The following is a 25,444-nucleotide window of genomic DNA, read 5'->3' as shown; positions in this document are numbered from 1 at the left end:
AAAACTCTTTTCCTTTTTAGATAATGTTCTTGTGGCTGTAGGACATCTATTTTATCTGCTTGAACGCTTTTCCCAACATGTTTGTGATATCACTGGCGATCATGCTCTCTTCGGAGTGGTAGACTGCAGCCAGGTCGCCGGCTGTCCCGTGCAGGAAAACTCCGGCAACGGAAGCGGTTTCGGGCTCCAACCCTTGTGCGAGCAGTGCCAGGATGATACCGGTCAGTACATCGCCACTGCCGGCCGTAGCCATCCCCGGATTACCGCAATTGTTGAAATAAACATTTCCGGTAGGCGTGCAGACTGCCGTATAAGCCCCTTTCAGGACAACGCAAACCTGATGGTCGACAGCGAAAGCCTGGGCCTTTTTCAGCCGTTCGTATGAATTGTTGCTTTCTCCCGCTATCCGGTCGAACTCTTTGGGATGCGGCGTAAGGATGCTGCGTGGAGGGATGCGTTTCAGCAAATCTTTGTTGGCAGCGATCAGGTTTAATGCATCGGCATCGATCACAAGCGGTTTTTCCACCACCTGGAGCAACTGTTCCAAAGCTTTGGCTGAGTCCGGGTGTTTGCCCAAACCGGGGCCAATTGCGATGGAGGAGTAGGCTTTGATACCGGTGACAGAGCTGAAATAGTCTTGGTGCTGGTCGAGATCGACCATCGCTTCCGGGAAAGCAGTCTGCAGTATCTGTTCGCCTCGTGCAGGAATATGAACGGTCAATAAACCGGCTCCACTTCTGAGGCAGGCTTGGGCGGACAGGAGGGCGGCTCCCATCTTGCCACGGCTTCCGGCTATCAGAAGCGCATGGCCGAATGTTCCTTTATGGGCAAAGCGGTTGCGGGGTTGGAAGACGGAGGCAATGTCCTGTTCCGTCACCAATGTGAATTGTGTCGGGGTGTTGGCTATTATATCCGGGTGTAGCAGGATATCCAGCACTTTCCATTCACCGACGAACTCAGCATTTTCAGGAAGCAGGAACGCCAATTTTGGAAAACCGAATGTCAACGTCAGGTCGGCACGTATAATGGAGTCCGGATCGTTCTTCCGATTGTCTTCTCCGAACAGGCCGGAAGGAATGTCGATCGCAACGACGGTCGCATCCGATTGGTTGATATATTTTACCATCGCAGCGAATCCCCCTGTTAGAGGGCGATTCAGGCCGGAGCCGAACAGGCCGTCTATCACGACATCCCGCTCTTCTAATTCGGGCGGGACAAAATCATTCACGACTTCCGTGAATTCGATCTTCTCCATGTGGAGCAACCGTTGTTTGTTCAACTCGCAGTCCTCGGTCAGACGCATGGACGGATTGAACAGATAGGTTTCTACCCGATAACCGGCATCTGTCAGCATACGGGCGATTGCCAGTGCGTCGGCTCCGTTGTTCCCTTGTCCGGCAAAGACGATAATACGGGTTTGTTTGGAATAGCGGCGGCAAAATTCACTTGTAAATACGGTTGCCGCGCGTTCTACCAAGTCGATAGAGCTGATCGGTTCGTTTTGAATGGTATATTTATCGAGCTCTCTGACTTTGTCTGTTGAGAATATCTTTATCATAACTATCTGCTGTCTTTGTTTCTTTGTGCATACAAATGTAGGAATATTACTTTTTACTTGAAAGAAAAGTCTTGCTTACTTTTGATCCGTTTGGATTTAGTAGTGCATGTAATTTGTTTTCGATGTTGTCGTGTATATTTTCGGCATTGTCAAGTATATTCTCGGCATTGTCGGAAATATACTCGGCAATATCGAGAACAAATTATATTGTATAGCTCCGGTATTCTTTTGCTATTTGTGCTGTTTGTTTTGGGTAAAAAGAAAAACACTCTCAATTATCTATTAATGGTGTGATAATCAGAGAGTGTTGGTTCTACTCATTGTCGCTTTTTTCTTTGTTTTCTTGGTTCAATCTCAATCCCGTTTTTGCATTGAACGGAGAAACGACCTTCTTTCCGGTCTTCGCTTCTAATTCAAGTCTTGCATTGCGAGCTACTTCACCGCCCTGCTTGGCAACATCTATATGTTCATTGAATGTATCCGGCTCGGATGCCTCGGAAATTTGTTTAGTTGACAGTTCTGCAAGCATATTGAGCACCAGTTCCGTATTTGTCATATTATCCCGGAGGTTCTCTTTTTTCAGCCCTTTGAATTTTTTATATTCCTTAGAAGTCTTACCGGCCCATGTTTGATAAATGATGTCCGTTAGGGTAGCGAATTGTACTCCTTCCTGCAAACCATGTCGTTTCCATTCGTCGGTAAGTTCTTTGCGTATCTCGATACTTTTCAGACGTTGGTTAATCCAATTGTCCGAATAACCTAATGCTTTATACTCCATCATTGCCCGGTCGATAGTCAGTTCCGGGTCCTGCATTTCGTCCAAACGTTCTTTTGCAACTTGTGCCATCCAGAGTTTGAACGGCTCGGCTTTGGGCGAAGGAATGGATTGGATTATACGGAAGACAGCCTGTGTATCGGCAGCCAATGTTTTACGCTTTTTCCCCGTTTCTGTCTGCATTGTTACCTGGGGACAATTTGTCCCCACGAACAAAGCAAGCTGTTCGTCACGTTTGCGCATCTTCTTGAAGTAGTCAGTAGGGTTGGAACTATCTGTCAAGACTGATATTATATCTATGACAGAAAAATACCATTCTTCCGTTTCGTCATCCCAAACGGCACGAACTTTCTTTTCTTCAAATATTTTGATAGCCTCTTTCTTTGTCATATCTGAAATTTTATATATTGTAGGTCGCTTTTTAGGCGTTCTAAGACACTTACATCTTCTCCGGCAACAACTTCGATAGCCTTACTAAGTGTTGTGATGCCGTCGGATAAGGCAACGTCATCCTTATCAACGAACTCAAAGTTTTGTTCTTTTGACTTTGTTTCAAATCCGGCTATCCATAATTTTCCGTTGCGTGTACCGGATAAAAATGTTGTGCCATTTTGGGTCAGTCCGAAATTTTCTTATCTTGTAAAAGAAAAACACTCTCGATTATCTGTTAATGGTGTGATAATCAGAGAGTGTTTTCTTTGGAGCGGTAGGCGAGGCTCGAACTCGTGACCCTCAGCTTGGGAAGCTGATGCTCTACCAACTGAGCTACTACCGCGTTGGATGGTGCAAAAGTATATAAATCTTTTATTTTTTAGTACCTTTGGCACAAAAAAATTAAAATAATTTATGGGAATGGAAAAGCTTACGCTGATTAAGGTGGGAGGAAAGATTGTGGAAGAAGAAGAAACACTCCGCAATCTGCTGAATGATTTCTCGCAGGTGGAAGGATATAAAGTGCTGGTTCATGGGGGCGGACGTTCCGCTACGAAGCTGGCTGCACAGTTGGGCATCGAAAGCAAGATGGTGGGCGGCCGCCGGATTACGGATGCGGACATGCTGAGAGTGGTTACAATGGTTTACGGCGGACTGGTCAATAAGAATATTGTCGCCGGCCTTCAGGCCTTAGGCATAAACGCGTTGGGGCTGACCGGAGCGGATATGAACTTGATGCGGTCGGACAAACGTCCGGTGGGAGAAGTCGACTACGGTTTTGTAGGCGATGTGAAAGAGGTGAATGCGGATCTGCTGGCTTCCCTGATCCATCAGGGTATTGTTCCCGTATTGGCCCCCCTTACGCATGACAAACAAGGACATATGTTGAATACCAATGCCGATACGATCGCCGGCGAAGCAGCCAAAGCTCTGGCAAAACATTTTGATGTGACATTGATGTTCTGCTTTGAAAAGAAAGGAGTTTTGAAAGACGAGAACGATGATGAAAGTGTGATTCCCGAAATAGACCGTACAGTTTTCAACCAGTATGTGGAAGCCGGCGTGATTCAAGGCGGTATGATTCCTAAACTCGAAAATTCGTTTCAGGCAATCGAGGCCGGGGTTAAGCAGGTGATTATAACGCAGGCTTCGGATATTCATTTGGGAAAAGGTACGCGTGTCTTTTAATATGTCGCCAAATTGGCTGAGAACGTTATATTTTATAACAAATATGAATTATAGGATGATAATAAGTAAAATTATTTCCTATATTTGTGGTGTAAATAGTTTAAGTATATTTTTAAAACGAACGTTGGGATACTGTACAGGTTTGTTTTTGGTAACTAATTTGCGAAGGAATATATAACAATATACCTGTACAAAATAGAAGGGGGAGCTTGGGAGAGTTTCCCCTTTTCTGTTACCTTTGCTTCGTATAATAAAAAGGCGATGGAAAATAGGAAAATAGTGGTAAATATTCAAGACGTCGTAACCCGCCTGCCGGAACTGCGTTTTGAAGAACCTCTTAACTGGATAATAGAAGAGGGACAACAATGGGCCGTCATCGGTCCTAACGGTGCGGGCAAGACATTGATTGCCGATGTCATGCAGCGTAAATTTGCATTGAAAGAGGGAGAAGTAACTTTCGGATACGAGGGGAATGTCGGTAACCTGGTGAAAAGCATAGCGTTTAAAGATATTTATTCCTTGGCCGATTGCCGCAATTCTTATTATCAGCAACGTTGGCATTCGACTGAAACGGACGAAGTCCCGACAATAGAAGAAATATTAAAAGAAGATGCGGGATCGGAAGACTATCATAAAGTATTGTCGTTGTTCGGTATAGAAGAGTTCTTGCCGAAGAAGCTGATCTTCCTGTCCAGCGGCGAGTTGAGGAAGTTTCTGATTGTCCGGACGTTGTTGAAGCGTCCCCGTGTCTTGATACTGGATAATCCGTTTATCGGGCTGGATGCTCCTTCGCGAGGCATCCTGGTGGAAATGTTGCAACAAATGACGAAATTGAAAGGCGTGCAGGTGGTTTTACTGCTCTCCAATCCGGACGATATCCCCGAAATGATTACACATGTCTTGCCGGTCAAGCAGCGCAGATGCCTTCCGGTTTGCAGCCGCGAGGAATTCCTGGCGCAAACAGAGCTGATAGCCGAATTGTTCCCGTCCGAAAGGAAAGGCGATTCCGTTTGGAACGGACCGTTTTCGCTTCCGGTAGAGGAACGGAAAGAGCCTTCCACCCATCTCGTCACTTTCAGGATGGAACATGTTTCGATCAAATATGGTAGCCGTACGATCCTGAAAGAACTGGATTGGGAAGTGAAGAACGGAGAGAAATGGGCCTTGTTCGGTCCGAACGGAGCCGGCAAATCGACTTTGTTGAGTTTGATTTATGCCGATAACCCGCAATCGTATGCCAACACGCTTTATCTTTTTGACCGGAAACGCGGTTCAGGCGAAAGCATTTGGGATATAAAGAAGCGCATCGGATATGTTTCCCCAGAAATGCATCTTTTCTATATGGAGAATGTCCCGACGCTGAATATCGTCGGTTCCGGCTTTTTTGACTCGATCGGGCTGTTTCGGAAATGTACGGAACAGCAGCAACAGGTCGCTTTGGCCTGGATGCGTGTCTTCGGTATCGAAGGTTTGAAAGACCGTTCTTTCCTTACGCTTTCTTCCGGCGAACAGCGGTTAGCGCTTTTAGCCCGTGCGTTCGTCAAAGATCCTGACCTGATTATACTGGATGAGCCGTTGCACGGTTTGGATGTGAGCAATAAGAAGAAGGCGGCTGCCATCATCGAGCAGTTCTGTTCGCGTCCGGGCAAGACGCTGATCTATGTCACGCACTATCCGCATGAATTGCCGGCTTGCGTGGATAAACGTTTTGAATTGGTTAAACACGCTTAAGGATTTGTCTGATGAAATACAAACTTGTCGTCTTTTGGTTGATCGTTTTCGGAGTTTTGTTTGCTTTTTTGCAAACGGGTTTCGAGTATCACTTTTACTATATAGAGCAGAGCCAACTGTTTTTGTTTTCCGAGACGTATATAAAGAATAAACTGGTGCTTCCGGGAGGCTTTTCCATGTTGGTGGCGGAATTCCTGGTACAGTTTTTTATCCGCTCCTATGTTGGAGCGTTGGTCACTGCGGCTTTGCTGACGGGTGTCGGGATTTGCACGGCCGGTATCGTGAAGCGGGTCGCGCCTGCTTCGAAGCTCTTTATCCTCTATGTGTTGCCGATGTTGGCTTTGCTGTTCATGCATTTCGACTTCAATTACCGGGTCCAGGGTACTGTTAGCTATCTGATGATGGCAGCTTTGCTTTGCGGATACATGCGGATACGGAATGGGCTTTTTCGCCTGGTTGCAGGTTGCGTGCTGGTTCCGGTCTTGTTTTGGCTGGCAGGATCGATAGCCGTCTTGTTTGCCGGGATGGCCTGTTTGTTCGAAGGGATGCAGAAGACGCCCAAATGGTATGTCTCGTTGATCGGGGTTGCTGAAGTTTTGCTATTGGGCCTCGGAGCGGTTTCTTTTTCTTTGATGGGAGAATACCGATGGGCTTTCGAACCGGATCTGTATTATCATAATACGCTCCATCCTAAAGAAATCATTTATTATTCCTGGATTTGCCTGCCTCTGGTTTTTCTCATTGCTTTCTTTTTCCGGAATAAAAAAGAACAGTCAGGGAAGAAATGGCTTGCGGGGATCGTTTGTTTCGTTCAGCTGGCGATGGTCGGCGTTGTTCTGTGGTGGGGAATGCCCAAGTATAGCGATGCAAAGACGCTGAAGTTGAAAAAACTGGATTATTTTACCCGTACGGAACAATGGGACAAGGCGATAGAAGAGTGCAAAGGAAAACTGACCAACTTCTTGTATATGTGTCATCTGAATATGGCATTGGCCAATAAGGGAGAACTCTCTGATAAAATGTTCAACTTCGACCAGCGAGGACCGCAGGGGTTGCTTGTGCAGTGGAATAAATCGGAAAATATCTCTTGCCTGCTCAGCGATATCTATTTTACGATGGGAGCGACCGCTTCTTCGCAGGAAATGGCTTTTGAAGGTTATGTGAGCGCCATGGAGGATGGTAATCCGCGTATGTTGAAAAGATTGGTGCAGACGAATCTGATTTACGGCACTTACCCTATAGCTGAAAAATATATCTCGGTACTTGAGAAAACGTACGCATACCGGGATTGGGCCCGCTCACAGCGCAAATTCCTTTATCAGGACGAAGCTGTCGAAAACGATCCCGTATTGGGAGCCCGCAGGCGGATGTTGCCCGATCGGAATTCGTTGGCCATGATAAACGGATTGGCGGGAGACTTGGAACTTTTCTTGAAAAAAGGACCGGCCAATTCTGCCGCTTTGCAGTATTTGGGCGCGATGTATTTGCTGGCTAAAGATTTGGAAGGATTTAAAGCACTGGTGGAGAAATATTACGGGACGGAGTTTCTGCCCGCCTTGCCGGTGCATTTCCAGGAAGCCGTCATTGTGATGTCTGAAAAAGAACCGGACTATTGGAAACGTTTCAATATCTCCGAAACGACAGCAACCCGCTTCGCCGACTATAAAAAGCAAGTGCTTGCGAACCGCAATAACAGTGCTATAGCCGGGTTGTTGAACCGCTCGTACGGGAATACCTACTGGTTTTACTTTATGTTTAAATGATGTTTAAGGACATGGAAAGAAAGAATATATATGTATGTATGCTGGCCGCTTTGTTGTCTTGTTCCGACTCGGTGAAGGTGAGTCGTACATTGGACGAAATGCCTGCTGTTTTTCCGGATTATAACGGAGTGGTGATTCCCCCTAATATAGCTCCCCTGAATTTTGCATTGGACGGCCAGAATGCCGGATCGAGTGCTGTTTTTTCTTTTGAAGGGCAACAATTCGAGGTGAAAGGCAAAAAGGGCGGTTTTGTGATTCCTCCTTCCAAATGGAAGAAATTGTTGGAATCGGCTGCCGGTAAGTCCATACAGGTGACGGTCCGGGTGAAACAGGGTAATGAATGGATGGCCTATTCTCCTTTGACGATCCGGGTCGCTCCGGAAAAAATAGACGCTTATCTGGCTTACCGCCTGATCGATCCGGGATATGAGTTGTGGAACAAGATGGGAATCTACCAGCGTGACCTTGAGAGCTATACGCAAACTCCCATTATAGAAAACAAGATGAGTGGTAACAATTGTGTGAATTGCCACTCGTTTTGCATGCAGAACCCGGATAAGATGCTGTTCCATATGCGTGAGACTTTTCCGGGAACGATCCTGGTCGATGGCGATAAGATTGAAAAACTGAATACCAAAACAAAGGAAACGATTTCTTCTTTGGTTTATCCATCCTGGCATCCTTCGGGCAAATATGTGGCTTTCTCTGTGAATACGACCAAGCAGGCTTTTCATCTGAATGACAAGAATAGGGTGGAAGTATATGACGAGGCTTCCGATGTCGTGGTGTACGATGTGGAAAAACATGAGATAGTGACGGCTTCGAACATCTTTTCGAAAGATGCTTTTGAAACATTCCCGACTTTCTCTCCCGACGGGAAGACACTCTATTTCTGCACTGCTGAGGCACGGCCGATTCCGCAGGAATACTCGGAAGTCAAATATAGCTTATGTTTCGTCTCCTTTGATCCGTCGACACGTGCTTTCGGGACGCAGGTCGACACGCTTTACAAAGCGAAGGAGGGTGGGATGAGTGCTTCTTTCCCGCGTGTTTCGCCTGACGGGCGTTACCTCTTATATACGTTGTCCGGTTATGGAAACTTTTCGATCTGGCATAAAGATGCAGATTTGTATATGGCAGACCTCCGGACAGGCACGAGCCGTCCGTTGACGGAAGTGAATAGCGACGATGTGGAAAGCTATCATTCTTGGAGTAGCAACAGCCGTTGGTTTGTTTTCAGCAGCCGGCGGATAGACGGCCTATATACACGTCCGTATATTGCTTATGTGGACGAAGATGGCAAAGTAGGCAAGCCGTTTCTGCTGCCACAGAAAGACACGGAGTTCTATCACTCCTTTATGAAATCCTTTAATATCCCGGAATTCATAACCGGAAAGGTAAAAGAGCAGGGCCGGGTCCTGGCCATTAAGGCAAAAGAGGATAAAGGGACGGATGTCCGGTTCGCGAAATGATTCTTACGATAAGAAAGGAGTACCAATAAAAAAGGTGTGTCGAAATGTTCGGCACACCTTTTTTTATTGACATCGACTGATAATTACAATCAGGATTCTTTGTTACTTATGGTTCATCTTGACATACTGTCCACCGAAAGAACCAGCACCGCATACAGCGTTGAAAGCATTGATGTTCAAGAATCCGCCTTTAGCAGTGAACTGTCCGTTAATGCTATTGGTTCCATTAACATCTTCCATCCAGACATCACCATAGGTTGCATGGACAAAGATGAGCTGTTGAGCCGGAATGGAGATTTTGCCGGAAGCCGGATCGTAGACAGCATCGATGGTTTTACCACCGTCCCAAAGGTTCGTGATCTTGATATCGGTCGTACTTCCATTGACAAATTCGACAGTTACTTCGTAAGCATCTCCTGCAGAATCATCATCTGTGCTATAATCGACAGCAGTGTAAGTGCCGTTCAGATCATAGACAGGAGCGGCAGGAGTGGTTACCGTCGTTACTTCGCTCACTTTGGTTCCGCCGACAGTATAGGCATAGCAACGGATGTAGTAAGTCGTTGCTTCTGTCAGGTTACCGATGGTTGTCGTGAAAGAGGTTGCTACTTCTTCACTCTTATAGGAGCTGTAGGTTGCAAAATCGGCTGATGTCGATAGCATGAAGCCGGCTTCCAATACACCTTCTGTTCCACTGATACTTCCGCTTGCGGAAATTTCCGAAAAACTTGGGGTGGAAGCACCACTCATTGAAGCTGTCACGTCACTGGCCTGTTCATATTGGCCATCTATATCTGCTTTGTCATCTATTACATCGTAACAGCTCGTTACGGCAATGGACAAAGCCATGCATGAAATGAATGTTTTAAATATATTTTTCATCTTGTTCGATTCTTAAGTTTAAAGATTACGGATTTTGATCGTCTTCGCTAATCAAGGTGTTTTCCTGGATTTCAGACAGAGGTATCTGATAGGTCCATCTTACATCTTGTGCATCCACTTTGATATCGAAACTCGGTAAATGGTTGTTACCTTCATAAGTACGGTCGATACCCTTGTTCAGACGTTTCAAGTCATAGAAAGAGAAACCTTCTCCCCACAACTCTATACGACGTTGCAAATAAACGTCTTCGACTGTCACGGTTGCTTTATTCCAGCTCGGCTGGCGTTTGCTCATCAACACTTTCAATACTTCGGCTGCTTTGGCGCCTTGATTCAGATGAGCATAAGCTTCTGCTTCGATCAGAACCATTTCGGCTGCACGCATGTACATGTAGTTTTCGGTCCAGTCGCTTAAATGTCCGAATTTGATGTTGGCATAAGGCAATTGTGCGCCGGTAGTAGGCTGGCTTGCATCTCCTTCCGGTCCGTTGAACCATTTTTTTCGTCCGTCATCTTCCGGAATCTGTGAATACAATTTAGCATCGATCAAACGAGGGGCATAACCGATACCGGCATATCCCGGTGCAAGGTTGGATATCATGGAGAAGAAAGATGCGTAAGCTGTTTGCGTTTCGGTGGTATGGGCAAATCCCCACATCCATTCGACGTTGTTTACCGTCACGAATCCGTCATACAGGCCTGAAGCATTGGATTCCATGATTGTATAACCGGCACGGGCTTTGTTGGCTGCGGCAGCTGCCTTTTCCCACTGTTGGCTCAGCAAGTAGTAACGTGCGAGGAAACCGTTGGCAACGCTGGCGTCGACATAGTTTTTGGATGGACGTGTATAACCGGCTTCCAGGTTTTCGACGGCTTTCAACAGGTCGCTTTCGATCTGGGCGAATACTTCTTTAACCGTGTTACGTCCCTTTGCAGCAGCGATCTCTTCATCGGTTTTACCATCGGCGCTGACATACATCAACGGAATACCCGGAGCGTCAGAGTTGATGTTTCCGGAGGCATCTACTGTAAACTGGTACAGCTGGATCAAGTGCATGTATGAGAGCCCGCGGATGGCAAACGCCTGACCTAACAAACCCTTTTGCGAAACTGTTTCTCCTCCTTCCGGATAGAGGCTGATAATTTCGTTTGATTTAGCGATCATCGTATAGAAGTTCGTCCAATGGCATTTGGTACGGCGGTAAGCCTCTAAACGGTTGTCCAATTGATAGTCGTATTGGAACCAATGGGCAGCCCCCATGCTGATGTCTTGTCCCATCATGTCTGTGGCATGCAAAGAACCCATGTAGCCGAAATCGTCGTGTGCGCCACTGTTTGTCTGGCTGTAGATAACCATCCACGACCACATGCCGTTCAGGAATACATCCGGATTTTTACCTGCGGCTTCACCGGCTGCACTTTCATCAAGATGTTGCGTATATTCCGTATCGAAGAACGAATCGCCGCAGGAGGTCAGTCCTGCCAGTGCGATCATGCTTGCTGCGATATATTTTGTAAATTTCATATTTGTCTATGTTTTTATATTGTCTGTTATAATTAGAATGTCAGGTTCAAACCGATGGAATAGGTACTGAGAGCTGAGTATGAGAATTTGGTCGTACCATTGAAATACAAACGTGGATCCAAACCTTTGCGTTTTGAGAGCAACCACATGTTGTCACCGGTCAGGTACACGCGCAATTTTTCGACACCTGCTTTTTTCAAGAGGTTGGATGGTAACGAGTAGCCCAACGTGATGTTACGCAGACTGAAATAAGAGGCTTTCGTCAAGAAGAAATCCACGTAGTTGCCGTTCGCAATGGATTGATCCTGGCTTGAATAACCCAATGCCGGGATATTTGTGTTTGTATGGGTCGGAGTCCAACGGTTGAACATGTCCTTGTGGAAATTGGAACCTTGGTCTCCCGGATTCATCAAGCTTGAATAAGAACTATCGTAAACATAGCCACCCAGCTGGAATGCAGTTTGGATTGTCAAATCGAATCCATAAGCTTCGAATGTAGAGGAAAGACCGCCGACGAATTTAGGAATGGAAGATTTGCCGGACTGGCGACGTGTTGCGTCTCCGATTTCTGCCACTTTTTCAATTTCTCCGGTTTCGTTTCCGTTTTCATCTTTTAGATATTTATTATACAGCGGTGTTCCTGTTTCCGGATCAACGCCTGCATATTCGTATACATAAAAGTCATACAAGGAACCGCCTAATTTTCTCCAGTAAAGACCAGCTTGATATCCGTCGGGATAGTCGCTTGCCGGTTTGGAGGCTGGGAGCTTGGTCAGTTTGTTTTTATAAGTCGTTCCGTTCAGCGCAACATTCCACTTGAAGTTTTTGTTGTCGATGATGTTCGCATTGATATCGAATTCGAAACCGGTGTTCTTCATATCCATTTCATTGCGGTAAATGTAAGTCGGGCTACCTTCGGATGTTGCCAACGGGCTTTGGTAAAGCATGTCTTTTGTCTCTTTGATGAAGAAATCAAGATTCACGTCGATACGATCCCATAAGCCTAATTCGGCACCTAAGTTGAAGTTGTTACTCTTTTCCCATGTCAGATCTTTATTTCCGCGCAATGTTTTCGTGAAAGCGGCATCGCCATCCACTCTGTCTACAGTGTACAGGTCGGAATAAGCTTTCCAGATTGTATATCCGTTTGCATCCAAGATATTGTCATTACCTTGTGTACCGAAGCTGGCTTTCAACTTCAAGTTGTCGATTGCATGGTTGTCTTTCAAGAAGTTCTCTTCTTTGATTCTCCAAGAACCACCGATAGCCCAGAATGTACCCCAACGGTTGTCTTTGTAGAATTTAGAAGAACCGTCGCGACGGAGACTGGCTGTTACATAATATTTGTCAGCATAGTTGTATTCTGCTTTTCCGAAATATCCTTCCAAAGCATATTCAGCTGTGTAGCTGTTCAAGCCCTGGTATTGGGCGGCATTATTGAATTCAGGGTTGGTCGGGTCGGCGAAATTCGTCATGTGGCCTTCCATGTAGCTGTATTTGTCATTTTTTGTTTCATGTCCCAACAATACATTAATATTATGCTTGTCGAAAGAACGTGTCCAGTTTAACAGCTGGTTGACATTCAATGCTCCACGGCGAGTGTTGTATTTGTAACCACGTCCGCCTACACTTGCAGCATCACCACCGATAGGGGTTGAGAAATCCGTCTGGTTCGTGTTGAACACATCGTAAGCAATATTCAACGTGAATTTGAAATCTTTCAGGAAATTAGCTTCCAAATAGCCACGAGAACTTAAATTGTCTCTCAAGATTTTGCGGATGTTTTCCTTGGCTACAGCCAACGGGTTTTGTTCGGAAGCGTAAGGACGAGCGTTTTCGGTACCGAAGTCATATCGTACGTTCCCTTTTTCATCATACATCAGCTGGCCGTTTCCGTCATACAGGTAGATCGGATAGATCGGTGCGATGTTTTGAGAGAACATGAAAAGGTTGGAGTAGTTGCTGCTTTCATCGCCGAATGTGCTTCGTACCGTATTGGCGTATGCGATGTTTCCGCCGACTTTTACATATTGGCCGATCTTTTGGTCTACTTTTACACGTGCGGATATACGTTCGAAATCAGAACCGACAACATAACCATTGTCAGACAAATAGCCTAAAGAAGCATAAGCCTGTGTGTTTTCCGTACCACCGGCAATATTGATGTTGTATTCTTGGCGGCTTCCATTTTCAAACGGGTCTTTCGTCCAATCGTCAGCCCATTTATAGGAAGTTGCAGCCGAATTCAGTTTTCCGGTTAACGGATCGATCAAAGCATTGTCAGCAACACCTGCGAATTTGTTATATTTCAAGTTCTTAGAAATTAAATTCTGAGCTGCATATTGACTTGCACCTGCATATCCCATTGACGGAATCAAACTGTTCCGGTAAGATTCGTACATCATTTCATAATATTCGCCGGCATCGGAAATCACGTCGTATGATTTGACGCCACGAGCGTTGAAACCATAGCGTGCTTCGAAGTTGATCCTGGCTTTTCCCGACTTGCTACCTTTAGTCGTGACGATGATCACACCGTTAGAACCACGAGCACCATACATAGAGTTGGCGGCAGCATCTTTCAGTACGGTCAGAGACTCGATATCCTGTGTGGAGATTGAGTTCAAAGAACCTTCGTAAGGTACACCATCCACAACGATCAGTGGCTCTTGGCTACTTGAAATAGAACCGATACCACGGATACGGATGTTTGCACTTGAACCGGGAGTACCGGAAGAAGATGCGATCTGCACACCGGCAATGGAACCTTCCAAAGACTTGGAAATGTCTGAAACCTGCATTTTTTGGATTTTTTCTCCTCTCATTGTAGAAGCCGCTCCGGTGAAAGACGATTTCTTTGCCGTACCGTAAGCAACAACCATCACTTCGTCAAGCATCTGGTTATCGTGCTCCAACACGATGTTAAGTTTTGATTTCACTTCAATTTCCTGGGATTTCATACCCACATAGGAAACTACCAGAGTCTTTGCAGAACTTATCCGTTTATCACATTATTGATTATCAACATATTAAGCCACAACAAAACCTAAACAGCTATTCACCTACAAAAGGAAATCCTCTTTAATGCAAAAAATCATATTATTCTTATATACAAGCATTTAAAGTTCAAAGCATAAATAAAAGCCATATCACCAATGAGCCCAAGCAGAACCATAATTCTACCGGCTTCCCTTCCGGTTTTTTCATATAAATAAAATTATTTTACGGAATTTTGATATATATTTTTAAGCCAGTATTCAAAAGCCGGATCTTGGATTTCGATTATATTGCCCGGCAATATATCGATCAAATCTTTTTCAAGTGTCGCTTTTTTCAGGTTTTTGATGTTCGCTGAAGTTCCCAATTGATATCGCTTCAATACATCTTTAGAAGAAAAATTGACGACTCCGTCAGCAATAGCTATCAGAAAGTTGATTTGACGGGAAGTCAAAGAATCTATTATATTGGTAAAAAGCAAGCTCAATTGTCCTATTAAACCATTGAATGCCTCATTGACAATTGCCTCTGAACAATCTTTTGAAGTACGCAACCAGGTTTGCTGGCTTAATTGTTGAGTATAATACGGATGGTTTTTCATTTTATCGGCAATCATGCCGGACAATACGTCCGATATTTGCTTTCCGGTAGCTGCAAACCGTTGAGATATAAATGTAACCCAGTCTTCTCGTCCGATTTTTTGTAAGAATAAAATATCGCCAAATTTGTAAAAAGGCATACTGTAATCATTGAAAATACTCAGTAACATATGGCGTTTACTCCCATACAGACAATAACAAACAGATGTATGCGTCTGCCAATGAGCGCGAAGTTTGCGCTGAAAAGCAAGCGAATCCTCATATTCGTTGATGTTTTGGAATTCATCAATACAGACGATTATCTTTTTGCCTTTATCTTTGGCGATTTGTTGCGGCAAATCTAATATTTCATCATAAGACAATCGATTATCTTTAAAACTGACACCAAAAGATAATTCATAGCTTTGGCTTCCTTCGGAAAGAGAGACCGTCGGTGCCATTCGGCTCAGGTACTTTTTCACTCCGGCAACGAATTCCTCCCAAGCAGAAGTGGTCACCCGCATTAAAGCATTTGCATAAGCTGTATAAAATTGTTCTTCCGTTCTACAATTAAAAATATCGACCTGGCAGACCAGGATATCTTTATCTTCTTCGGATAAAAGTTTGGCACACTTATTTACCAAAGAGGTCTTACCCCAACGGCGTGGAGATATAATCACTGTGTTAATGAGATTTTTGAAGTTTTGCATTAACAAAGCGATCTCATTTTCCCTATCTGTAAAATTCCGGTCATCGGCAATACGCCCGTAAACAAATGGTGCCTCCATAGAACAATATTTCTTATACAAAAACAAATGTAGCAACAATAGTTGGAAAGGACAAACATGAAACCGGTTAATTTGAAATAAGTTGATTTCAAATTAACCGGTTTCATACATGCTGCTTGATAATAATATGATATAATTCAAGCACGGATTACACGGAATTATAAGGTAGGCTGTGGTGCTGCCGGATTATTATCTGTATCAGAAATACCTGTATTGGTCTCCATTTCACATTGCGGAATGCGGTAAATCATTATCTGAGATTCCGGTTCCAAGTTAAATTGTACGGAAGCATGATAATTCGTATTTTTACGAACAATCGGCTTTTTCAAGCGCAAAAGATCGAACAATGAATAACCTTCACCCCAAAGTTCCATACGTCGCTGTAACCAAACCTCATCTTGAAATTGCTGTGCCGAAGCAGCTTTACTTGTAAAAGATGGGTCACGGTAAGTTTGTACGAAATTTTCCAATGTAGCCTTACCTGCTGCCAGGTTTCCACTCATAGCTTCTGCCTCTGCTTTAATCAAATACATTTCTTCCACACGCATCAATGGCCAGTCTGAAGCATTAGTTGTATTCCCAAACACATTCTGATAAGCACCAAATTTAGTATTCACATACGGTTCAAGACCAAAATACTCTACAATAGAATAACCTTCAACCTTTTCGTTGTCTATCAAAGAAGAGGTGTTGTCCGGAGACAAAAACCATTGTTTACGAATATCTGTATCCGGAATCTGGTCATATAAAGCCGTATTCACTTTTCTGTATCCGTCAGGAACACCTGAAGTATATCCGTTCCCCGTAAAAGAACACAAATGAGAAGGCCAGTTTATGATACCGGTTTGTACGACATCATTATCCGGAGTAATCATGACACCCCATAACCAAGAATTTGCAGTAGCAGAATTAAATGTCGGAGTGGAAACTTCAGCCAATGATTGCGGTGTTCCACCGGCAATAGCTCTTTCTGCATCTTTTGCCGCATCAGTCCATTTCTGCATCAGAAGATTGGCACGGGCACGCAAACCATACACGACCGCTTCATCCAATTGGTCTTTATTCGCTCCATTATCAAAACCGGCCAACAATTCTGCTGCCTGATTCAAATCGCTCATAATCTGCTCATATACCTGCCGAACCGTTGCACGAGGATTATTTTGCATTTCTTCGTCAGACATTTTTTCCGTTACAATGGGTACGGCCAAAGCATCTTCATGCCCTACATAAGTAAACTGATAAATCTGAACCAGATTCAAATAGTCATATGCACGAGCAGCCAAGGCCTGGCCACGATAAATTTTCAAAGAAGCATCGTCTGTGGCCGGGTCAATCAGGTTCAATACGTTATTGGCAGCCTTCAAATGATTATAAAAAGTTTTCCAGATCAGCTCATCCATAGAACTATCATAAACACGGTCTGAATAGTTTTGGGAGGTATTGAACCAATTATATCCGGTAACCAATGCTACAAGATCCTGTCCACCAGACTCCAAAGCCATAGAAACGGCAGGAATCCCATAATCATTGTGGAAAGTAGAAGCATCATCTGAGATTGTTCCGAAAGCATTCAATTTAGCCGCCATGGCATTAACCTCAGCCGTAATCAAGTTAGGTCTGTCTTTGATTGTTTCTTCTTTCTGACCTTCAGAAACATATTGACCTTCAGGATATTTATCCAAATCGCAAGAAGCCAGTATAAAGGTGGCTGTTGCGAACATCATATATTTGTTTATTAATTTCATATTCAAAAACAATTTAATGGATTAGAAATTCAATGATATACCACCAGAAATCGTACGGATCGGTGAATAAACATTATCTGAGGCAACATAGCCTTGACGTGGATCCAACCCTTTACGAGCTGTCAACAGAGCAACATTGTCTGCTACAAAGTACAAACGAACACCTTCAATTTGTAACTTACGAGTCAAGCTTTTCGGTAGAGTATAACCAAATGTGATATTTTGCAGACTCAGATAATCAGAACTTGTCAAAAAGCGGTCAGACTGCCTATTCGTATATTTATCGGTTATATTCATGCGAGGAATGTCTGTATTCTTGTTTTCAGAAGTCCAGACGTTCAACATGTCTTTGTGCAAAGCACTACCTGTAGCTGCAGGGCTCATCAACTCCCGATATGTGTAGTCCAAAATACGACCGCCGACTTGGTAAGCAAACGATATTGACAAGTCAAAACCATAAGCAGCAAAACTCGTACCGAATCCTCCATATACTTTAGGGAGAATATCTCCTGTTGCAAAACGATTTTCCGAGGCAGCAGAATAAGACGTTGTAACAGTGTTACCATTGGCATCTGGCTCTAACAAAGCCCACTGGCTTTCCCCTGTTTCTGGATTTACACCTGCATATTTCGGCAAATAAAGCTGATACATGGATTCTCCTTCACGATAGATACGACCGCCATCAATCATCTGGCCATTCAGCTCAGGTGCCAGTTCCAATACTTTGTTTTTAAAATGAGTCATATTCAAATTTACGCTCCATGAGAAATCTTTTGTTTCGATAATATTCGAATTCAAATCGATTTCAACACCGCGGTTTACCATAGAACCTACATTTTCTGGAAAGCGAGAATATCCCATCGAGGCTGCAACAGGTTTGAAATAAAGCATATCTGTCGTTTTACGGGAGAAGTATTCAGCTGAACCGCTCAGCTTGCCTCCCCATAACGTAAAATCAAAACCGGTATTGAAGCTATGAGAAGTTTCCCATGTAATATCTTTATTTCCTTTATAATATAGAGAAGTTGAAAAATCCCCATTACTGTTGGCCAATGTAAACTGGTCTTGATACGGATAGTAGTTTCGATACAAACCACCTTCGTACATCAAATTGTCATTTCCCTGTAAACCGTAACTGATTTTAAATTTCAACATATTAATCCAACTTTGATTTTCAAGGAAAGCTTCTTTATTCAATAACCAACCTGCACCAATAGACCAAAAATTACCCCAACGATTATCCGGATGGAAGCAAGAAGAAGCATCACGACGATAAGAAGCTGAAGCGAAATATTTTCCATCATAATCATACTGTACACGGAACAACCAGCCTTCAGTGGCATAATCTTTTGAATAAGATGAGTTGTATTGGTTTGAAATGCCATTATCCAATTCCGGGACATTCGGGTTATACAGTTTTTCACGCTGGCCATATAAATATTGGTATTTATAATTATAATTTTCATGACCGACTAAAACATCCAGGTTGTGTATATCATTAAACGTTTTATTGTAAGTCAGCAGATATTGTTGATTTACACTGAATGTACGTTGGGTGGAAACAGAAATCAAACCGCCGACACCTGTCGTTTCCGAGTATTGACCATAGAACGGATTCACCATATCGGTATTCCGAACATTATTGGCATCCACTCCAATATTCACTTTCGCTTTGATTCCACCCCAGATATCAATATCAGCAAACCATTTGCCACTAACTACGTCTCCGGAATATTTCATTTTGTCCAACATATAGCTGGCCAATGGATTAGCATTAGGGATAGTATTACGGGATCCATTCGTATCCTGTCCTTTCTTTCCATAATCATAGCGTTGGAAACCACGGCTATCAGTCATTATATTTCCCTGGGCATCACGGATATACATCGGATATATCGCTCCCATAATATTAGAGGCATAAAATATATTCGCATTCGAAGTTCCACCTTCTGTATCCTGTTCACGGCTATCATAATGGGTAAATGAAATATTAGCCCCCATTTTTAACCACGGTTTTACTTGATAATCCGCTTTCAAACGAGCAGAATAACGCTGAAAACCGGAGTTAGGAACGATACCTTGATCATCCAGATAGCCAGCGGACATATAATAATTCATTTTGTCAGAAGCACCGCTAACACTTAAATTATATTCCTGCCGAACATTATTTTCGAAAATTTCATCTGACCAACTATCCGGAATGTAATAATAAGTGCCATCGGAATAACCAAGCGTAGCTTTAGGGTTCAACTTACCATCCATGCCGATCAATAATTCTCCTGTCGGAACAGAATAGACCTGATAGCCTAAGTATGTTCCAGAAAGTAAAGCTTGATTAGCATATGCATTGGCGTTTACTAAATCTCCAGCTGCAGCATATCCTTTCAAGTCTGCATTATAAATAGAAGAATAATTCAGTTCATAAAATTTCGCAGGATCATTAATCGTTTCATAGTTAGGTACTCCACGTTTATTCACCCCCCATTTTGCATCGAATTTGACATTCGCTTCACCGCTTTTACCTTTTTTTGTTGTAATCAAAATTACGCCATTAGCGCCACGGGCACCATACAAAGCATTAGAAGCAGCATCTTTCAACACAGTCATGGATTCGATATCGGAAGTACTGATTGCTGAAATTTCACCGTCATAAGGAACACCGTCAACTACATATAAAGGTTTATTGCTGGCAGAAATAGATCCGATGCCACGAATCCGGACTTCAGCATCTTTTCCGGGCTGTCCGTTATTACTCGTTGTCTGTACACCTGCAACCTGTCCAGTCAAAGCATTTGTAACATTAGAGGTTTGACGAGATGTGATTTTCTCACTTTTAATTGTTGCAGCCGATCCCGTAAAAGAACTTTTTTTCGCTGTTCCATAAGCGACAACCATTACTTCATCAAGCATCTGGTTATCGTGTTCCAACACGATATTCAGTTTTGACTTCACTCCGACCTCTTGAGATTTCATACCTACAAAAGAAATTACCAGAGTCTTTGCAGAACTCGGTACATCCAGTGAAAATGCACCGTCAAAATCTGTTACTGTACCTATAGTCGTACCTTTAACAACTATAGATGCACCAATGATGGGCTCGTTGTCTTCCGCCGAAATAACAGTACCTGTCACTTTCGTCGTCTGAGCGTTGGCCATCCCAATACCTAATAATAGGCAAAATAAAAGGAAAGTTAACCTTTTCATAGACACACTTTTTTTGTTTAACTTATAAATAACTAATTTGCACTATCTATTTTATACGTATTATACGTACAAACAATGTATAAATATTCCTAAGACAGGGCAAATGTAATAATAAATTTATTATAACAACAAAAAACTAATAGTATTTCATGAAAGGAGGGATGAAAATTAACAAAAGGTTATGCAAAATCTATATTTTAGATCGATTTCGTACGGAATGTCTTTCGTTTTGCCTCTTTTAAAATTTTCTATTTTTAACCTCTCGTCCAAGTGTCGTTTTGGGACGATTTAGGGAGGTAAAAAAACGGCTTAGGTTCACATGGGTAGAAAATTATTAAAACCGGATAATGATTGGTCGATTTTTTTGTTGAAATTTTTAAACATTTTAATACTTGATGAATCCTGGCAGAGGAAGACGCATAATACAGATAAGCATGACTCGGTAAAGCTGGTAGAAATCTGGTCCTATTTGTATAAAAAGAACTTTTGTATACATTTGGTAAGTTGTTGATATATAATATATTGCCAAAATGTGATTTGATCGTTTTTTTTCATCTGTTTTTAAATGTTGAAAATCTAATTTTCTGATAATTAATATTATAGCGTACGGGTGAGTTCTGCAAAGACTCTGGTAATTTCCTTCGTGGGAATGAAGCCCTTGGAAATCGGGGTTAGGCCGACTCTTAATGTAGTTATGGAGTCGGACGCGGAGGTCCTTGACGAGGTCGTTGTTACAGGATATATTCCGGTTTTGGAGTTGAACAGAACAATTGGGTAAAGACACTGCCGAGAAATAATAATATTCATTTTTGCAAACGTGAAAAGCCATGGCATGTGTGTCGTGGCTTTTCCTATTTGATGATAGGAGAAAAAAGAGAAGGTAATAAGATGTAATAACAAACTTTTAGTTTGTCTCATACGAAACAAAGAACTTATTATCGTTCCTTCGTGTTCTCATTCAGAAAATAATGTATATCATGGAAAAAGTTATTTACAATCTTGTATTCAATCGAAAAAAGCGATTGAATGCAGAAGGAAAAGCTTTGATTCAGGTAGAGGCCTACCTGAATAAGCAAAAGAAGTATTTTTCAACGAAAATCTATGTTAAACCCACGCAGTGGGATAGCAAGAGAAAAGTTGTGAGAAATCATCCTAACACGGATGAACTCAATCAGTATATTAAGGATTATATTGCTTATTTGGAACGGATCGAATTGGACATGGCCCAAAGCGGACGTTCATTCTCTTTGAGTGATTTGAAGGAGAGGGGGGATTTCGAACCTGTCTCGTCCTCTTTTATCTCTTTTATGAAAAATGAGATCGATCATAGTAATCTGAGACTATCGACGCAGAAAAATCATTTGTCAACTTTGCAGGTTCTGTGCCAGTTTCAGCCACAAGTCTCTTTTGACGATCTGACCTTTAACTTCCTGTGCGATTTTGAACGTTTCCTTCTTGAACACAAATATCACAGGAATACGATTGCCAAACACATGAAGCATTTGAAAAGATATGTCAACCTAGCGATTAATAAGGATCTGTTTGAATTGCAGAAATATCCTTTCCGCAAGTATAAGATTAAATATATGGAGAGTAAGCGCGGACATCTGACGCCGGAAGAATTGAATAGGTTGGAGAAAATCGCTCCTAATTTGCAACGAACGCTCAGACGGACGCTTGATATGTTTCTTTTCAGTTGCTATACGGGGCTTCGCTTTTCCGATATTGTGAGTATACGACCCGAAAATTTCCATCTGATCGATGATAAGTTGTGGTTGATCTATTCGTCGGTCAAGACAGATGTAAATGTCCGGCTTCCTTTGTTCCTGCTGTTCGACGGAAAGGCTCTCGCTATCTATGAGCGTTATAGCAAACGCTATTCAAGAACGCTGTTCGGCGTTTCTGTATCGGCAAACTCGAATGTGAACAAGCAATTGAAAAGGATCTGCCGGCTGGTAGAAATAGACAAAAGGTTGTCTTTTCATATGGCACGCCATACCAATGCTACCTTATTATTATATAATGGCGCGAATATCACGACTGTCCAGAAGCTGTTGGGGCATAAAAGCGTACGGACAACGGAAATCTATAGTGATATTATGGATATGACAGTTGTGCGTGATCTGGAAAATATCCGCTAAAACAGAGAACGATGGATACAGAAGGGCAGGGAGGGGGACAAGTATTTGATCGATCGGAAGAATAAATATGACAAAATGATACTTGATTTAGGTTTGAAAGGCTGTGTGGTGCTGTGTGTGCTTACTTTTTATCATATTTTTCTGTTGTCAAACATTAAAATAGCCTTGAATTTTTACTGTATTTATGCTTTGAAAAGTAAATAAAATATGCGACTTTTGCTGGCATGATGAGTCAACCGTTAGCAGAGAGATTACGTCCGAAAACGTTGGACGATTATATCGGGCAGAAACACCTGGTAGGGCCGGGGGCTGTTCTTAGGAAGATGATTGATGCGGGCCGTGTCCCTTCTTTTATATTGTGGGGACCTCCGGGAGTAGGAAAGACTACGCTGGCGCAGATTATTTCGAATAAACTGGAAGCTCCGTTCTATACGTTGAGCGCGATTAGTTCAGGAGTGAAAGATGTACGGGATGTAATAGAAAAGGCCAAAAGCAACCGCTTTTTCAATACCGTTTCGCCGATCCTGTTTATTGACGAAATACATCGCTTCAGCAAGTCGCAGCAGGATTCCTTGCTCAACGCAGTGGAAACAGGTGTGGTAACCTTGATCGGTGCCACGACGGAAAATCCTTCGTTCGAGGTCATCCGTCCGTTGCTTTCCCGTTGTCAGGTATATGTCTTGAAGTCGTTGGAGAAAGCGGATCTGTTAACATTGTTGAATAAGGCGGTTACGGAAGATGTCGTATTGAAGGATATGAATATCGTGCTGGCCGAGACAGACGCCATGTTGCGTTATTCCGGAGGCGATGCGCGAAAACTGCTGAATATACTGGAACTCGTTGTCGCTGCAGAAGAAGGAAATGAAAAGATTGAAATAACAGATGAAAAGGTGGTGGAGCGCTTGCAGGAAAATCCGGTGGCGTACGATAAAGGAGGGGAGATGCATTATGACATCATATCCGCTTTCATCAAATCCATTCGCGGAAGTGATCCTGACGCTGCCGTCTATTGGTTAGCACGTATGGTTGCCGGTGGTGAAGACCCGGAATTCATAGCCCGCCGTCTGGTTATTTCAGCATCGGAAGATATCGGGTTAGCAAACCCGAATGCTCTGTTGTTGGCGAATGCTTGTTTTGATGCCTTGAAGAAAATCGGCTGGCCTGAAGGACGGATCATTTTGGCGGAAACAACCGTTTATCTGGCATGCAGTCCTAAAAGTAATTCGGCTTATATGGCAATTAATGATGCGTTGGAGCTGGTGAACCGTACAGGCAATCTGCCTGTTCCCCTTCATTTGCGAAATGCACAGACAAAGTTGATGGCGGAGTTGAATTACGGAAAAGATTACAAATATGCGCATGATTATGAAAATCATTTTGTCAAACAAGAATTCCTTCCAAAGGAGATTTTGAACGAGCGACTGTGGAAAGGACAGGAAAATCCGTCCGAACACAAACTAATTGAACAAATGAGACGTTTGTGGGGGGATCGGTATTAGAATTGACAATTGATATTTGACAATTTATTTTGTACATTAGTCGCCTGTTTTTAGAAAATTAGTTACTTGAATTATATTAACATTAAAAAGACATTGGTATGAAGAAGCACAATTTTTATGCAGGTCCCTCTATCTTGAGCGAGTATACAATTAAAAATACGGCTGCTGCAGTAGAGAATTTTGCGGGTATGGATTTATCTCTTCTTGAAATCTCTCACAGAAGTAAAGAATTCATTGCCGTGAACGATGAAGCGCGTGCGCTGATCAAAGAATTGCTGGATATTCCTGCTGGTTATGAGGTCGTTTTCTTGGGTGGAGGTGCAAGTTTGCAGTTCTGTATGGTGCCTTACAATCTCTTGAATAAGAAAGCTTCTTATTTAGATACCGGTACTTGGTCATCCAAAGCCATCAAGGAAGCAAAACTGTTCGGGGATGTCGAGGTCGTAGCATCTTCCAAAGATAAGAACTATACATATATTCCGAAAGATTATACGATTGCCGACGATGCGGATTATTTCCACATTACGACCAATAATACGATTTACGGAACGGAAACTCGCAAAGATCCGGATGTGAAACAACGTTTGGTTGCCGATATGTCGTCCGATATTTTCTCCCGTCCGATCGATGTGTCCAAATATGATATTATCTATGCCGGTGCACAAAAGAACCTGGCTCCTGCCGGCGTGACATTGGCTATCGTACGTGTGGATGCTTTGGGCCATGTGGACCGTCCGATCCCGACGATGTTGAACTACAAGACTCATATCGACAAGGATTCCATGTTTAACACTCCTCCCGTGCTGCCTATCTATGCCGCTTTGCAGACATTGAAATGGTATAAGGAACAAGGCGGTGTTGCTGCTATGGAAAAGAAAGATGTGGAAAATGCCGCTATCCTGTATGATGAAATCGACCGCAACAAGTTGTTTAGAGGAACTGTCGTTGCCGAAGACCGTTCTATCATGAATGTATGTTTCGTGATGAATGACGAATATAAGGAACTGGAAGACGAATTCAGCAAATTTGCTGCGGCTGCAGGTATGGTCGGTATCAAGGGACACCGTTCTGTCGGTGGTTTCCGTGCCTCTCTGTACAACGCTATGCCGAAGAGCAGTGTTGAAGCTTTGGTTGCATGTATGAAAGATTTTGAAAGACAGCATTGA

At 43.2% G+C, this 25,444-nt stretch carries 15 protein-coding genes and 1 tRNA gene; 7 read left to right on the top strand and 9 right to left on the bottom strand.

Annotated elements, in window-relative coordinates:
- Window positions 1-46: 46 nt before the first annotated feature.
- The 3 genes from BQ9893_RS12535 to BQ9893_RS12525 all read right to left on the bottom strand — a co-directional run bounded on the left by BQ9893_RS12535 (window position 47) and on the right by BQ9893_RS12525 (window position 3,108).
- Window positions 47-1,558 carry a bifunctional ADP-dependent NAD(P)H-hydrate dehydratase/NAD(P)H-hydrate epimerase gene (locus BQ9893_RS12535; RefSeq protein WP_075966342.1) on the bottom strand — a complete coding sequence of 504 codons (1,512 nt, stop codon included), beginning with the start codon at window positions 1,556-1,558 and terminating at the stop codon, window positions 47-49.
- A 313-nt stretch (window positions 1,559-1,871) separates the two neighbouring features.
- The gene (locus tag BQ9893_RS12530; protein WP_075966341.1) at window positions 1,872-2,723 is read right to left on the bottom strand and encodes a BRO-N domain-containing protein; all 852 of its coding nucleotides are present in this window, start codon (window positions 2,721-2,723) and stop codon (window positions 1,872-1,874) included.
- A 309-nt stretch (window positions 2,724-3,032) separates the two neighbouring features.
- A tRNA-Gly gene (locus BQ9893_RS12525) sits at window positions 3,033-3,108 on the bottom strand.
- Window positions 3,109-3,185: 77 nt separating this feature from the next.
- Here BQ9893_RS12525 and argB point away from each other — a divergent pair.
- The 4 genes from argB to BQ9893_RS12500 all read left to right on the top strand — a co-directional run bounded on the left by argB (window position 3,186) and on the right by BQ9893_RS12500 (window position 8,919).
- Entirely contained in the window at window positions 3,186-3,953 is a 768-nt protein-coding gene (argB, locus tag BQ9893_RS12520) for an acetylglutamate kinase (RefSeq protein WP_075967366.1), read from the top strand.
- 261 nt (window positions 3,954-4,214) lie between these two features.
- Window positions 4,215-5,684, top strand: a complete 1,470-nt coding sequence (locus tag BQ9893_RS12510) for an ATP-binding cassette domain-containing protein (protein ID WP_075966340.1) — start codon at window positions 4,215-4,217, stop codon at window positions 5,682-5,684.
- Window positions 5,685-5,695: 11 nt separating this feature from the next.
- Window positions 5,696-7,447 (top strand): DUF6057 family protein, encoded by a 1,752-nt coding sequence (locus BQ9893_RS12505; RefSeq protein WP_075966339.1) that lies wholly within the window; start codon window positions 5,696-5,698, stop codon window positions 7,445-7,447.
- A gap of 11 nt (window positions 7,448-7,458) precedes the next feature.
- Window positions 7,459-8,919 carry a TolB family protein gene (locus BQ9893_RS12500; RefSeq protein WP_075967365.1) on the top strand — a complete coding sequence of 487 codons (1,461 nt, stop codon included), beginning with the start codon at window positions 7,459-7,461 and terminating at the stop codon, window positions 8,917-8,919.
- Window positions 8,920-9,021: 102 nt separating this feature from the next.
- Here BQ9893_RS12500 and BQ9893_RS12495 read toward each other — a convergent pair whose 3' ends face one another.
- The 6 genes from BQ9893_RS12495 to BQ9893_RS12470 form a co-directional block, all read right to left on the bottom strand.
- On the bottom strand, window positions 9,022-9,801 hold the full coding sequence (locus BQ9893_RS12495) for a hypothetical protein (protein ID WP_075966338.1): 780 nt from the start codon (window positions 9,799-9,801) through the stop codon (window positions 9,022-9,024).
- Window positions 9,802-9,826: 25 nt separating this feature from the next.
- Complete coding sequence (locus BQ9893_RS12490) at window positions 9,827-11,326, bottom strand: RagB/SusD family nutrient uptake outer membrane protein (protein WP_075966337.1); 1,500 nt, start codon at window positions 11,324-11,326, stop codon at window positions 9,827-9,829.
- A gap of 32 nt (window positions 11,327-11,358) precedes the next feature.
- On the bottom strand, window positions 11,359-14,325 hold the full coding sequence (locus tag BQ9893_RS12485) for a SusC/RagA family TonB-linked outer membrane protein (RefSeq protein WP_262497389.1): 2,967 nt from the start codon (window positions 14,323-14,325) through the stop codon (window positions 11,359-11,361).
- Window positions 14,326-14,543: 218 nt separating this feature from the next.
- Entirely contained in the window at window positions 14,544-15,689 is a 1,146-nt protein-coding gene (locus BQ9893_RS12480; RefSeq protein WP_075966335.1) for an AAA family ATPase, read from the bottom strand.
- Window positions 15,690-15,847: 158 nt separating this feature from the next.
- Window positions 15,848-17,434 carry a RagB/SusD family nutrient uptake outer membrane protein gene (locus tag BQ9893_RS12475; protein ID WP_075966334.1) on the bottom strand — a complete coding sequence of 529 codons (1,587 nt, stop codon included), beginning with the start codon at window positions 17,432-17,434 and terminating at the stop codon, window positions 15,848-15,850.
- A gap of 21 nt (window positions 17,435-17,455) precedes the next feature.
- Window positions 17,456-20,638, bottom strand: a complete 3,183-nt coding sequence (locus BQ9893_RS12470; RefSeq protein ID WP_244155127.1) for a SusC/RagA family TonB-linked outer membrane protein — start codon at window positions 20,636-20,638, stop codon at window positions 17,456-17,458.
- A 977-nt stretch (window positions 20,639-21,615) separates the two neighbouring features.
- On the opposite strand from BQ9893_RS12470, the gene BQ9893_RS12460 reads away from it, so the two are divergent.
- From BQ9893_RS12460 to serC, 3 genes are all read left to right on the top strand, one after another.
- A complete protein-coding gene (locus BQ9893_RS12460; protein WP_075967363.1) occupies window positions 21,616-22,779 on the top strand; it encodes a site-specific integrase in 1,164 nt (387 codons plus the stop codon).
- 227 nt (window positions 22,780-23,006) lie between these two features.
- Window positions 23,007-24,278, top strand: coding sequence for a replication-associated recombination protein A (locus BQ9893_RS12455; protein ID WP_075967362.1), 1,272 nt, complete (start codon window positions 23,007-23,009; stop codon window positions 24,276-24,278).
- Window positions 24,279-24,376: 98 nt separating this feature from the next.
- Window positions 24,377-25,444: a 3-phosphoserine/phosphohydroxythreonine transaminase gene (serC, locus tag BQ9893_RS12450; RefSeq protein WP_075966332.1), complete on the top strand. Its 1,068-nt coding sequence runs from the start codon at window positions 24,377-24,379 to the stop codon at window positions 25,442-25,444.

This window comes from Parabacteroides massiliensis (genome assembly GCF_900155425.1).
GTDB classification, from domain to species: domain Bacteria; phylum Bacteroidota; class Bacteroidia; order Bacteroidales; family Tannerellaceae; genus Parabacteroides; species Parabacteroides massiliensis.
This window is presented reverse-complemented; position numbering and strand designations above follow the sequence as displayed.

What these genes read in the sequence shown, in the direction of transcription:
- BQ9893_RS12505 (WP_075966339.1), top strand. Translation starts at nt 5,696, where the DNA reads ATGAAATACAAACTTGTCGTCTTTTGGTTGATCGTTTTCGGAGTTTTG.
- BQ9893_RS12535 (WP_075966342.1), bottom strand. Translation starts at nt 1,558, where the DNA reads ATGATAAAGATATTCTCAACAGACAAAGTCAGAGAGCTCGATAAATAT.
- BQ9893_RS12460 (WP_075967363.1), top strand. Translation starts at nt 21,616, where the DNA reads ATGGAAAAAGTTATTTACAATCTTGTATTCAATCGAAAAAAGCGATTG.
- BQ9893_RS12495 (WP_075966338.1), bottom strand. Translation starts at nt 9,801, where the DNA reads ATGAAAAATATATTTAAAACATTCATTTCATGCATGGCTTTGTCCATT.
- serC (WP_075966332.1), top strand. Translation starts at nt 24,377, where the DNA reads ATGAAGAAGCACAATTTTTATGCAGGTCCCTCTATCTTGAGCGAGTAT.
- BQ9893_RS12470 (WP_244155127.1), bottom strand. Translation starts at nt 20,638, where the DNA reads ATGAAAAGGTTAACTTTCCTTTTATTTTGCCTATTATTAGGTATTGGG.
- BQ9893_RS12490 (WP_075966337.1), bottom strand. Translation starts at nt 11,326, where the DNA reads ATGAAATTTACAAAATATATCGCAGCAAGCATGATCGCACTGGCAGGA.
- BQ9893_RS12455 (WP_075967362.1), top strand. Translation starts at nt 23,007, where the DNA reads ATGAGTCAACCGTTAGCAGAGAGATTACGTCCGAAAACGTTGGACGAT.
- BQ9893_RS12530 (WP_075966341.1), bottom strand. Translation starts at nt 2,723, where the DNA reads ATGACAAAGAAAGAGGCTATCAAAATATTTGAAGAAAAGAAAGTTCGT.
- BQ9893_RS12510 (WP_075966340.1), top strand. Translation starts at nt 4,215, where the DNA reads ATGGAAAATAGGAAAATAGTGGTAAATATTCAAGACGTCGTAACCCGC.
- BQ9893_RS12480 (WP_075966335.1), bottom strand. Translation starts at nt 15,689, where the DNA reads ATGGAGGCACCATTTGTTTACGGGCGTATTGCCGATGACCGGAATTTT.
- BQ9893_RS12500 (WP_075967365.1), top strand. Translation starts at nt 7,459, where the DNA reads ATGGAAAGAAAGAATATATATGTATGTATGCTGGCCGCTTTGTTGTCT.
- BQ9893_RS12475 (WP_075966334.1), bottom strand. Translation starts at nt 17,434, where the DNA reads ATGAAATTAATAAACAAATATATGATGTTCGCAACAGCCACCTTTATA.
- argB (WP_075967366.1), top strand. Translation starts at nt 3,186, where the DNA reads ATGGAAAAGCTTACGCTGATTAAGGTGGGAGGAAAGATTGTGGAAGAA.